We start from the raw sequence: 12,918 nt of genomic DNA, 5'->3' as shown, positions 1-12,918 counted from the left end.
GGATGCCAAGGTATAATGACAAACTCATTTGATACCGTCCAACTTCTGCTACCCGAAGGTCGAAGAATAGCGAACATGCGATCACGGTTTATTCTTCTCGAGCGATCACCACTTGGCTAAAACCCAGTTTAGCGAAGTATTCTTCACGAAAATCTTTCATGGTTTTACGGTCATTGCGGCTGACATTGGCCACCTGGTTTTCCATACGATGAAACTCAGTCAAATCAACACCCTCAGCCAAGGCGATGGCGTCATACACACTGTGGTGCTTGTCGTTGGCATAACCAATTTCTTTTTGCAGGTTGCGATAGTGGTAATTAATGCGATAAGCCATGGAAACTTCCTTAAGTAAAGCGCCATTGTCCTCGCATCAGCGAAACGACTCAAGCTTTGCTTGCGCTCATTCAGCCAGTGTGCTCGCCGTATACTGTCAGAAATTAGTTTGAGCTTGGTCACAGCCAGGCCCTATGTGCTGAAAATGCATAACATGTGGCATACTAAAATACGTTAACCTTTTGTCATTATTCATCTTTGTGGAGTAAGCCTGCCCGTGATCAGCGTTGAACGTAAAGATGGTTTCTCTCTAAAAATCTCACGTATTCTGCGTGAAGCCACAGAGCACAAATTCGATATTTATTTCTTTGTGCCCAGCGAACTTGGCCTTAATACCAAAGTAGTGCCGGAAGAAGAGTTTTATCACAATGCCATTCATGTGCAACGCACCTATTTTAGCGATCGCCCCTATCTGCCCTTGATCCACAGTCGTTTAGCGCGCCGAGGCGAGCTGTCGTCGGATCAATATCGCTTAAGTCTCAGTCTTTATGCCTATCAGTATGTGATTGGTCTAGAGCAGTCTTGCCATGAAGTACGTAACGAAAAAGAGGGCGCCAGCCAAGCGGATATCGAAGAGTTAGTTTCTCTGACTCAAGATATATTGCGCCGCTTACGCCGTAATAAGCCCGACGACCCGACGCTGCGCAAATACTACGTCAATATCGACAATTACTTATCCTGGTTTACCGAGCAACGCTTGCTGTCCTTAGTGGCTCACTTGCCGCGTAGTGGGGATTACAAAACCGCCAAGGCCTTACTGCTGCAGGTGAGTGATTTAGAGCACGAGCATCGCGTTCAGCAAAAATATAACTCCAATTACACCACGGAAGCACTATCGCGCATGTCTAATAAAATGCGCTTATTACGGCGCTTAATTGAATATCCGGTGACCTTAAAAGAGAAAACCCGCGAGCTGGGCGGCGGCGAAGAAAAGGCCCTTAAAGCCGGCGTCACCGCCGTCGTGATGACCGCCATGTCACTGGCGGTATTTGAGGTGCGCGAAACCTTAGGCAGTATTTCACTGTTAGTTATTTTAACGCTGGCGCTGTTATACGCCTTGCGTGAAGTATTTAAAGATGACTTGCGCACCACGTTATGGCGCTGGCTGCGCAAAGGGCGTCCTAAATGGCGTCGCCAATATTTTGATGTGCACAGCGGCCAAGTGGTCGGTCGCCAATTAGAGTGGTTTGACTATCGTAAAACCAACCGCTTAAGCGAGGAAATCCTCGCCGCTCGCCGTGCCAATCTCAGTCAAAAAGAAGAAATCGTGATGCATTACGGCAGTCACTCGCGCATGTTGCCAATCCGCTTTTTAAGTGGCTACGAGCAAACCCGCGAAACCTTGCATCTCGACTTAAATTTACTCTCTAAGCTGATGGAAAAAGGCTCACATCACGTTTATCAATTAAAAGAGGGTCAGGTCTCGCGCCATGCGGTAGAAAAACGCTACCTTATCAATTTGGTGACCCGCGAAATTCAAGGTCAAAATCCGCCAGTGATCCAACGCTGGAAGTTAGTAATGAGCCGCTCAAAAATCGTTGAAATAGAAGAAATAATACGCCCTGGCACCACTAAAGCCGCGACCGAAGCTCAAGCATCATCCGCCAGTAAAGGAGAAAGCACCGTTGGTACCAAGGGTTAGCACATGATAACGCTGTCCGGCGAGCCTTAGCCGGTCAGGAATGAGAGGCAGCAGGGTTTTTTTAGCATAAAACTTCACCCGAAAACAAAAAACTGGCATTCTGTGCTCCGTTTTGCCGTTGCACCCCGAGTGCGATGGCAAAAAGAGGCTTACTCCTCTATTCAGGGTATCCGCTGATGCCATTCTTTTTGCTTTTACTATTGGTTAAGGAGACGCTGCTTGATGTCCACCAATAACAAAAAAATGTCACTGACGGCGAAGGTCTTACTGGGCATGTGCCTGGGCGTGGTGACCGGTTTTATCTTTCGTACTCTGTTGAGTGATGTCACTTTCATTCAAGAATACATAGTGCAGGGCGCGTTAAATGTAGGCGGTGAAATCTTTATCGCCAGCTTAAAAATGCTGGTGGTGCCGTTGATTTTTGTGTCTCTGGTATGTGGCACCAGCTCGCTAAAAGACTTAGCTACCCTAGGCCGCTTGGGCGGCAAGACCTTGGCTTTCTACTTAGTCACCACTGCCATCGCCATTACGCTAGCACTGGTAATGGGCTCGGTATTTCAACCCGGAGCGGGCGTAGACTTAACCAGTGCCACTACCTTTAGTGCCGAAGAGGCGCCCACTTTGGGCCAGGTCATAGTGGGCATGTTTCCCACCAATCCGATTAACTCCATGGCCGAGGGTAATACGCTGCAGATCATCGTATTTGCGGTGTTGTTTGGTATCGCTATCAGCCTAGCTGGCAAGCCTGGCGAACGTATCGCCGCCCTGTTCAGTGACTTCAATGAAGTGATCATGAAGCTGGTGTCTTTGCTGATGAACATCGCGCCTTACGGGGTGTTTTGTTTGATGGCCCAGCTGTTTAGCGAGTTAGGGCTGGATGCCATCGTTAACTTATTGGAGTATTTCTTAGTACTGGCCGGCACCCTGCTGCTGCACGGTTTGGTCACTTACTCCATTATGTTCCGCGTTTTTACTGGCTTAAATCCGCTGATCTTCCTTAAGAAAATGGAAGATGCCATCATGTTCGCCTTCTCCACCGCTTCCTCCAACGCCACTATCCCCGTGACCATGGAAACCACCACCCGGCGTATGGGTGTTGACAACAAGGTGGCCGCTTTTACCGTGCCGCTTGGTGCCACTATCAACATGGATGGCACCGCTATTATGCAAGGGGTGGCCACCGCCTTTATCGCCCAAGCCTTTAATATTGACTTGAGCTTTAACGACTACCTGATGGTGATTTTGACTGCCACACTGGCCTCGGTCGGCACCGCCGGCGTACCTGGAGTGGGCATTATTATGCTGGCCATGGTGCTGAATCAAGTTGGCTTACCGGTAGAAGGCATAGCGCTTATCATAGGCGTGGACCGCCTGTTAGATATGATCCGCACTGCGGTTAATATTACCGGCGACTCTGTGGTGACCTGCATCGTGGGTAAGAGTGAGGGTGCTATGGATGTAGCGCGCTTTAATGATCCCAATGCGGGTAAAACAGAAGAAGAGATTCATTTCTCATCAGCAAAAAACACGCACACTCTGTAACCTCTAAACCTAGCACCCAAGCTCAGCTTGGGTGCTTTTAGTTACTGGCTACTGGTTACGGTTACCTTTGACCGTCATTATAATTTCCCTTCGTCCTCATTACCCATCATGAAATCTTAAATTTCAAACTCCACCGAGTTTTGTATCGAGCCCATTTTTAATCGGCTAGCTTTTATCCGACCATTTTCATCTTGCTATAGATAGTAAGTAATGCTGCGGAACTAACGTGGATTTTGTCGTTGCAGTTAAAGATTCCTTCGCCACGGTCTTAGCGCTTAGTTTTGACCTTGTAGGTGCCCTTGTTTTCGGTAAAGAGTATTCAGCACGGTTTGGAATTTGGCTTTAGGTTTGGCTCTAAAACTAACCAGCTACGCTGGCCCGGCGAAGTCCTCTCGCCGCAGTTTGGAGCTTGGCTCTGCACTCTGCCCACCTCATAGCAGATTAATATTTGCGCTATTATCACTAAATCCCCATGATAAACGCATCATCATTGCCTGAGAGCGAGAATGAACTCTGCCTTCGTATTTACCGTCACACGGCGCTTTCTTACTTTTTTTCGGCTCACCAGCTACCCCCTGTGGATCGGTTTATTACTATTACTGCTGGGCCACCCATTAAAGGCGGCAGCAGCTCAAGTACCGCTCACCGTGACCGAGCGGGCCTATATTAGCGCGCACCCAGTATTGTCGGTGTGCGTAGATCCGGACTGGTTACCCTTTGAGGGCATAGATAGCAATCAACAGCACGTTGGCATTATTGCTGACTTACTGCCACTGGTGGCGAGCAAAACCGGATTACAGATACAGTTACACCCCACCAAAAGTTGGGACGAAAGCCTGCTCGCCTCAAAAAGTGGCGAATGCTTGGCCCTCAGTGCCCTCAATCAAACACCAGAACGCGATCAATGGCTGATCTTTACCGATCCGCTGCTAGAAGATCCCAATGTGTTGATTACTCGGGACGATCATCCTTTTATTTCTGATATCGCCAGTCTTAACAATCAAACCATTGCCTTGCCCCACGGCACCGCCATGGCAGAGCTGTTTGCGCGGGACTTTCCTAATCTCACCATTATTTATACGGATTCCGAGCCGCAGGCCATGCAAATGGTGTCCGATGGCAAAGTCGACCTGACTCTACGTTCCCTTATTATTGCGGCGCACACCATTAAAAATGCCGGCTGGTACAACCTAAAAGTGTCAGGGCAAGTACCCGGCTACGGTAACCAGTTGCGCATTGGCATCTCTCAATCGGAACAAACGCTGCGCACTATTCTTAACCGCGGCATAGCGGCCCTTAGCGAGCAAGAACGGCAACAAATCATGGACCGCTACTTGAGCCTGCAGGTGGTGTCAGAGGTGGTCACCGACTACACCTTAGCCTATGGGTTAGGCATCTTACTGCTGGGTGTGATTGGCACCAGTTTGTTTTGGATGCGCCGGCTAAATGCCCTGAATCAGCAGCTTAGCGTGATGGCGCAAACCGATGCGCTCACCCTGTTAACTAATAGACACGGTTTAAATTTAACCCTAGAAAAAGATCTAGAGCGGGCACAGCGCTACCAACATCCACTCTCGGTAATGATGATGGATATTGACCACTTTAAGCGGGTGAACGATCAATATGGTCACCTCACGGGAGATAAAGTACTGGTGGCATGCAGCCAGCTTTTAAAAGATAACTTGCGTAAATCCGATATTATTTGTCGTTGGGGCGGAGAAGAGTTTTTGGTGCTCTGTTTTGAAACCACTCAAGAACAAGCTGCCCACTTAGCCGAGCTGTTATTGGAAAAAGTACGCCAGCATCATTTTCCTGAGGTGGGCGGCGTGACCATGAGTGCGGGTGTTGCACAGGCAAATCCACAAGATAATGCTGAAACGCTCACCAAACGTGCCGACACTTTGCTGTATGAAGCTAAGCACCAAGGTCGCGATCGCGTTTGTGTAGACCAAGGTAATCTCGACCCCATGACCGATAACCCTGAATCCAATAGCTAAAACTGACATTTACTGCCCGGTATCACGACTTCTGGCCGCGATTAATCGCCTTAAACCACAGAATTCACTCAAGCCTCTTAAGTGTTAGGGGCTATCTGGCATACAATGGCGTTCGTGTATTCACTGCAGCGCTATCCATTTGCCCCGACTCAACAACCGTCGCGTGCCCGCTAGCCGCTGCCTTCTCCATGTTTAAGCAGGGAAAAAGCGAAATAATGACCAATAAAAAATCGACCATCGTTTATACATTGACCGACGAAGCACCCGCCCTGGCCACTTATTCTTTGCTGCCGATAGTGCGCACTTTTGCCAACAGCGCCGGCATTGACGTGACCTTAAGCGATATCTCTCTGGCCAGCCGTATTTTAGCGGCCTTCCCCGAGAGCCTGAGCGACGAGCAGCGCGTCACCGACGGCTTAAGCGAGTTAGGCGAACTCACCCTAGACCCTTCCGCCAACATCATCAAACTGCCGAACATCAGTGCCTCAGTGCCGCAGCTGCGCGCTTGTATTAGCGAGCTACAAAGCCAAGGCTTTGCTATTCCTGATCTGCCAGAAGAAGCCAAAACCGACGCCGAAAAATCCGCCCTTGAGCGCTATTCTCGCATTATCGGCAGTGCCGTAAACCCGGTATTGCGCCAAGGTAACTCAGATCGTCGCGCACCCGCAGCCGTTAAGGCTTTCGTACGCAAATACCCGCATTCTATGGGCAAGTGGAGCAAGGCTTCTCGCTCTCACGCCGATTACATGAAAGGTGGCGACTTCTTTTCTAGCGAACAGTCAGTGACGCTGGATAAAGCACAAACTGTGCGCATCGAGTTCGTCGATAAAGCCGGTAATGTGACGGTTAAAAAATCTTTACCGATGCAGCAAGATGAAGTGCTAGATGGCATGTTTATGAGCGCCAAGGCATTGTCGCGGTTTTTTGAGCGCACGCTAAAAGACTGTAAAGACACAGGTGTAATGTGGTCGCTGCACGTAAAAGCCACCATGATGAAGGTGTCGCATCCCATCGTGTTTGGCCATGCTGTAAAAGTGTTTTATCGTGAGGTGTTTGAAAAATACGGCGAGCTCTTTGACGAGCTGGGCGTTAATGCTAATAACGGCATGAACAGCGTATTAGAGAAAATAAAGTCACTGCCCCTGTCGACTCAAGAAGAAATTGAGCGCGCAATTCACGACTGCTACGAGCATCGCCCTAAAATGGCCATGGTCGACTCAGTAAAAGGCATTACCAACCTGCACGTACCAAGCGATGTGATCGTCGATGCCTCTATGCCGGCTATGATCCGCAGCTCAGGCAAAATGTGGGCCCGTGATGGCAAGCTAAAAGATACCAAGGCAGTCATGCCAGAAAGTACCTATGCCCGCATCTATCAAGAAGTGATCAACTTCTGTAAAACTAACGGCGCCTTCGATCCGGTAACTATGGGTACGGTACCCAACGTCGGCTTAATGGCGATGAAGGCCGAAGAATACGGCTCTCATGACAAGACCTTTGAATTGACTGAAGACGGCACCATGCGCATCGTCGACGAAAACGGCACTGTGTTAATGCAACATGACGTGGAGAAAGGTGACATTTGGCGCGCTTGCCAAACCAAAGACGCCGCCGTGCATGACTGGGTGAAGTTGGCCGTGACCCGTGCTCGTCAGTCTAATACGCCTGCGGTATTTTGGTTGGACGCAGAACGTGCCCATGACAATGAGCTGCGCAAAAAAGTAGAAACCTATCTGCAAGAGCATGACTTGAGCGGTTTAGATATTCAGATCATGTCTTATAACGAAGCCATTCGTTTCTCGATGGAGCGCATCATTCGCGGCCAAGACACAATTTCGGTAACGGGTAACGTGCTGCGTGACTACCTCACCGACTTGTTCCCCATCTTAGAGCTGGGTACGTCCGCCAAAATGTTGTCTATCGTGCCGATGCTGGCCGGTGGTGGCATGTACGAAACCGGTGCCGGCGGTTCAGCGCCTAAACACGTGCAACAGCTGTTAGAAGAAAACCACTTACGTTGGGACTCTCTAGGCGAGTTTTTAGCGTTGGCGGTGTCATTAGAAGAGCTGGGCATTAAAGAAGGCAATGCTAAAGCCAAGTTACTGGCTAAGTATTTGGATAAAGCCACAGAGTTACTGCTAGATAACGGCAAGTCGCCGTCACGCAAAGCTGGTGAGTTGGATAACCGCGGCAGCCACTTCTATTTAAGCCTTTATTGGGCTCAGCAGTTGGCGGCACAAACCGAAGATAGCGAGCTGGCCGCGTACTTTGCGCCATTAGCGAAGTCCTTGGCGGAGAATGAGCAAAAAATTATCGACGAACTGAATCAAGTACAAGGTTCAGCCGCCGCACTGAGTGGTTATTACCATATGGACGCCGCCGCGTTAAATAAGGTAATGCGCCCCAGTGACACCTTTAACCAAACACTGGCTAGCTTAGAAAAATAAGCCCGTCCTTTGGTAGCATGATTAAAACCCAGCTTCGGCTGGGTTTTTTATTACTTCGTCTGCCTGCACTGGATATTTAGCGCCCTGCAAAATCCAGTGGCGCTTAACCTCGACATGCCAATTTTTGTGCTTTAATACCCCGGTTATTTTCAGCAGCTAATAGCAACCTTAGCTATTATTACCCACACACTTACCTGATTTTATACGGATTATGCACCGCTTCATAACTGCACTCGCATCAATTTTTGTATTTATCCGAGACTCCACTTATGGCATCAGCAACCAGTCTAACCGTACTTGAAGTCAGCGCCATTTTCTTATCGATTACTGCGGTATTGACCTATGTTAATCATCGCTTTATCGGCCTGCCCACCACCATAGGCGTGATGGTCATCTCCATACTGTTGTCTATTGGGGCCATATTCTTAGGTTTTTTAGGCTTTGATCAACTGATTGATTACGAGGTTAGCTTATTAGACCGGCTTGATTTCACTGAGGTGCTACTCGATGGCATGCTCTCTATGCTGCTGTTTGCTGGGGCGTTACATATTAATATTGGTGACTTAAAACGCTATAAGCTGCCCATAGGTCTACTGGCCTGTATTGGCACCTTGGTATCCGCGGTACTGATAGCGAGCGGCCTTTATTTTATGTTGCCGCTATTGGGCTTTGAACTGCCTTATATCTGGTGTTTGTTATTTGGCGCACTAATATCACCGACCGATCCCATTGCCGTGATCAGTATTTTGGCCTCCGCAGGCGCACCCAAAAGTATTGAAACTGTGATCGCCGGCGAGTCACTGTTTAATGATGGCATAGGCGTGGTTATCTTTGTTTTGTTGTTGGGTATTTTATCCAGCGGTGATATTCCAACGGCCAATTATGTGGCGCATACGCTCGCAGTTGAAGCCGGTGGCGGCATCGTTTTTGGCTTTGTGCTCGGGGCAATTTTATATTACATGATCAAAAGTATTGATAGTTATCAAGAGGAGGTATTACTCACCTTAGCAGGCGTACTCGGCGGCTATGCACTGGCAAGTCATTGGCACCTATCAGGACCTTTGGCCATGGTGATGATGGGCCTGATGGTCGGTAATCGTGGACGAGCGTTAGCCATGAGTGAAAAGACCCGCCATTACGTAGACTTATTTTGGGAGCTGATTGATGAGATTTTAAACGCAATTTTATTCGTCTTGATTGGCCTTGAGGTGGTGATGATTGCGTACTCGGGTAACTTATTTATCGCTGCTGTATTGACCATTATTATTGCGTTGCTTGCGCGTCTTATCGTAGTCGGCATGACCACCAAGACCTTTAGTAAACAGCTGGAGCTCCCCACTGGCGCTTGGAAAGTCTTAACCTGGGGCGGTCTACGAGGCGGCATTTCTGTCGCATTGGTCTTGCAGCTGCCTACCGGATCCGAGCGCGATATTTTATTAGCACTAACTTACGCAGTGGTAGTGTTCTCTATCTTGGTGCAAGGCTTAAGTGTGGGTAAGGTAGCCAAGACTATTTGCCCACCTAAAGAAAGTTGAAGGTTTAGCCGCGCTTAATCACTGTTCCCACGTTGCTCGCCCAAAATGGGCGATCAGCATGGCTGCTGCCCAGCATATCTCACCACGCCCATGATAAACTCTCGCCAGTTCAGGCACTTGAGCTCACGCTTAATGCCAGTAAAAACATGCCTAATCAGTCGCTCTTAGTGTGATGTATCAGCCTAGCTATTAACTTTCGCACGCAGATAACCCTCACACTAGGAGCTGAATCAGCATTAACTGCCTCGTTAACCACAGGATAATCGTTTTATGTCTCGCTCATTGGTCTGTACGTTAGCCATTTTGCCCCCCCTGTTCGCCGCCCCAGCGCTGGCTCAATCCGCTTGGAATGGCAGCATAGGTATCGTCGCTACAGTGGCACCGGATTATCTGGGCAGTGATGATTACAAGAGCCGCTTAACCCCCGACTTTAATATCAAGTACGGTAACTTGGCCTATTTAAACTGGCGCGATGGCTTAGGAGTGAATGTGCTGCAAACGCCCGAGTGGACGCTGTCGCCGTTTATTGGTTATCACATTGGCCGTAAAAACACCGGCGATTTAAGTCGCTTTGACAAGGTGGATGATGGCTTAACCGCCGGCGTTAAGCTCACTTATCGCCCGAATCAGTGGGCCTACACCCTAAAAGCTGAATCCCCCTTTACCGGTGATGTAGATGGCTACAAGATGACGTTACGCGCCGATTGGCGTGACCAAATTGCACCTAAGTGGTTTGTGGGTGTAAGCCCAAGCTTGGTGTATAGCAGCTCTTCTTGGACCCAAGATATGTTTAATGTATCGGCTGCCGACTCCGCTCGCAGCGGTATCGCTCGCTACAATGCCGAGCAAGGTTATTGGCGCTTAGGGTTGGCCGGTAGCGTGACGTATCAATTTGCCACCGACTGGTCACTGACCGGTATTGCCGGTATTACTCAGCTAACTGGGGACGCTAAAGACAGCTCCATCGTGCGCCAAGCGGGTGATGCCACCCAAACCTTAACCGGTGTAGTCGTTAGCTATCAATTCTAAGAGACAGCACTGATCTCTCTAAAGCCGCAGCACTTAAGTATTACTATTTAAGCTTGCGGCTTTTTTATGGCCATTATTTACTCTCACACCGCTTGTTATCTGACCTGCTTATCCAGCTATTTAATTTAACGCATTAAGCACATTTAATACTTCCCCTCGCCACATCCCGCCTACTCGTTAGTGATGAAACCATATTACTATTCGTATAATGCAGTAAACCTAGCCTACACTCAGCTCAAGCCGCATTCAGCGCCTAATAAGCAGCTCTGCATCTAAATGAAGCGCTTTAGCTAAAATACGATTACCAATTGACCACAAACCCGCAAAACATTAAGCAATCTGTGCTTTTTTTAGCAAACATCGAACGCCAAACCTCGACTAAGCTCAATAAAATAGACTAAATACCATAGATTTCTTGCCTCTTGGTTTTTCTTTTGTCAGTCTGGTGCACAACTAGGACGTTAGAACACGAAACAATTGCTCGACGCTATTACTCGACACAATTGCTCTAAACCATGGAGAGTGCTTAATGAACAAGCAATATCAATTGAAGCGTACGTTAAAACAGCTCACTGGCTTATCTGCGCTGGCATTATTCACCTGTACTGCCGCGCAAGCCGCTAATTGGCGCTATGCCCACGAAGAATATGAAGGCGACGTGCAGGATGTATACGCCTACAAATTCAAAGAATATATTGAAGACAATTCCGATCACACGCTTAAGGTCTATCGCTTTGGTGAGCTGGGCGAGTCTGATGACATAATGGAACAAACCCAGGCTGGCATCCTAAATTTTGTTAACCAATCCCCCGGTTTCACTGGCGCGCTTATCCCTGAAGCACAAATATTCTTTATACCCTATCTGCTGCCCACCGACATGAGCACTGTGGTGAAATTCTTTCGCGACAGTAAGGCCATTAACGAAGATTTCCCCAAGCTCTATGCCCAGAATGGTTTAGAACTGCTGAAAATGTATCCAGAAGGCGAAATGGTGGTCACCTTAGATGAAATCGCCACTACTCCAGAAGAGCTGAACAACAAGAAGATTCGGGTCATGACCAACCCGCTGTTGTCAGAAACCTACTCCGCCTTTGGTGCCACGCCCACGCCATTACCGTGGGGCGAAGTGTACGGCGCCTTGCAAACCAATATGATCCAAGGTCACGAAAACCCCATCTTCTGGATTGAGTCCGGCAAATTATATGAAGTGTCACCAAACCTAATTTTTACCGGTCACGGCTGGTTTACCACCGCCATGATGGCCAACCAAGACTTCTATAATGACTTATCTAAAGAAGATCAGACCTTGGTGCAAAAAGCAGCCGACTACGCGTTTGAAGAAATCCTCGAACACATAGACGGTCTGGCAGACAGCTCACTGAAAAAAATTACCGACAGCAGCAAGAAAGTCACCGTCACCCGTTTAAATGATAAGCAAATTGAGGCATTTAAAGCACGCGCGCCTCAAGTAGAAGACAAGTTTATTGAGATGGCAGGCGACAGCGGCAAAGCGCTATTGCAGCAATTTAAGCAAGATCTTAAAGACTTATAATTGTTCTCGACGCCCAAACCCCACCTTAGCGGTGGGGTTTTGTTTTAGCAGCCACACGATCAACAGAGCAAGGGCGCTTGCTGAATTTAATAAGGTCTTTCGCAGCAGTACTGCTTAACTTAACGATATAGATTGTGGAAGGTCAGAAAAATTATGTCTGAGTCTAACTCTGAATCCAGCTCTGAATTAGCAGACGATATTCCCGCCTATCGCTCCGGCTTACCGGGTGTACTGGGCATTATCGATGAATGGATTGCCCGCGGCGAGGCCCTAATGCTAGCCGCAGGGGTGCTGCTAATGGCCATTAATACCTGCACCAACGTGATTGCTCGTTTTGTGTTTGGCGAAGGCTTCTTCTTCTCCGGTGAAATAAACCGCATCTTAATTATCTTTATTACCTTCGCCGGCATTGGTTATGCGGCCCGTCATGGTCGCCATATTCGTATGTCTGCTTTATATGACGCGCTACCAGCCAAATTCAGAAAAATATTGATGATTCTCATCGCCCTCTTTACTGCCGCCGTGATGTTTTTCTTGGCTTATCACGCTTACGAATACATAAAAACCCTGCATAGTCGCGGCCGAATTCTGCCGGCATTAGGTTTTAAAATTTGGTGGATTTATATTTGGGCACCCATCGGCTTTACCGTAACCGGCATTCAGTATCTATTGACGGCGGTGAAGAATGTCACCAGCCCAGAGGTATATTTATCTACCGGTGTGGTAGACGGCTATGCCAACACTGAACTCCTAAATGAAACAAAAAATGAAACAAAAACATAGCAGCACCTGCACACCGTAAGCTTGGTCTTAATAACAATAAAAAGTAACCATAAAAAGG

General features: G+C 48.3%; 9 protein-coding genes. 8 read left to right on the top strand and 1 reads right to left on the bottom strand.

All coding sequences use genetic code 11. The features are described from left to right. Positions 1–88: 88 nt before the first annotated feature. Positions 89–334 carry a DUF2960 family protein gene (locus tag R0134_RS01380; RefSeq protein WP_319783131.1) on the bottom strand — a complete coding sequence of 82 codons (246 nt, stop codon included), beginning with the start codon at positions 332–334 and terminating at the stop codon, positions 89–91. 216 nt (positions 335–550) lie between these two features. Here R0134_RS01380 and R0134_RS01375 point away from each other — a divergent pair, with 216 nt between their 5' ends. The 8 genes from R0134_RS01375 to R0134_RS01340 all read left to right on the top strand — a co-directional run bounded on the left by R0134_RS01375 (position 551) and on the right by R0134_RS01340 (position 12,860). After that, on the top strand, positions 551–1,975 hold the full coding sequence (locus tag R0134_RS01375) for a hypothetical protein (RefSeq protein WP_319783130.1): 1,425 nt from the start codon (positions 551–553) through the stop codon (positions 1,973–1,975). 222 nt (positions 1,976–2,197) lie between these two features. Beyond that, positions 2,198–3,517, top strand: coding sequence for a dicarboxylate/amino acid:cation symporter (locus R0134_RS01370; RefSeq protein ID WP_319783129.1), 1,320 nt, complete (start codon positions 2,198–2,200; stop codon positions 3,515–3,517). A gap of 506 nt (positions 3,518–4,023) precedes the next feature. Beyond that, positions 4,024–5,514, top strand: coding sequence for a diguanylate cyclase (locus R0134_RS01365; RefSeq protein ID WP_319783128.1), 1,491 nt, complete (start codon positions 4,024–4,026; stop codon positions 5,512–5,514). A 215-nt stretch (positions 5,515–5,729) separates the two neighbouring features. Continuing rightward, positions 5,730–7,961: an NADP-dependent isocitrate dehydrogenase gene (locus tag R0134_RS01360; protein WP_319783127.1), complete on the top strand. Its 2,232-nt coding sequence runs from the start codon at positions 5,730–5,732 to the stop codon at positions 7,959–7,961. 269 nt (positions 7,962–8,230) lie between these two features. Continuing rightward, complete coding sequence (locus tag R0134_RS01355) at positions 8,231–9,496, top strand: sodium:proton antiporter (protein WP_319783126.1); 1,266 nt, start codon at positions 8,231–8,233, stop codon at positions 9,494–9,496. A 270-nt stretch (positions 9,497–9,766) separates the two neighbouring features. Beyond that, positions 9,767–10,525, top strand: coding sequence for a MipA/OmpV family protein (locus R0134_RS01350; RefSeq protein ID WP_319783125.1), 759 nt, complete (start codon positions 9,767–9,769; stop codon positions 10,523–10,525). A 529-nt stretch (positions 10,526–11,054) separates the two neighbouring features. Further along, the gene (gene dctP, locus R0134_RS01345; RefSeq protein ID WP_319783124.1) at positions 11,055–12,077 is read left to right on the top strand and encodes a TRAP transporter substrate-binding protein DctP; all 1,023 of its coding nucleotides are present in this window, start codon (positions 11,055–11,057) and stop codon (positions 12,075–12,077) included. Between the two features lie 153 nt (positions 12,078–12,230). Then, positions 12,231–12,860, top strand: coding sequence for a TRAP transporter small permease (locus R0134_RS01340; protein WP_319783123.1), 630 nt, complete (start codon positions 12,231–12,233; stop codon positions 12,858–12,860). The last annotated feature ends 58 nt before the right edge of the window (positions 12,861–12,918 follow it).

It is taken from the genome of Oceanisphaera sp. IT1-181 (assembly GCF_033807535.1).
In the GTDB taxonomy this organism is placed as follows: domain Bacteria; phylum Pseudomonadota; class Gammaproteobacteria; order Enterobacterales; family Aeromonadaceae; genus Oceanimonas.
This window is presented reverse-complemented; position numbering and strand designations above follow the sequence as displayed.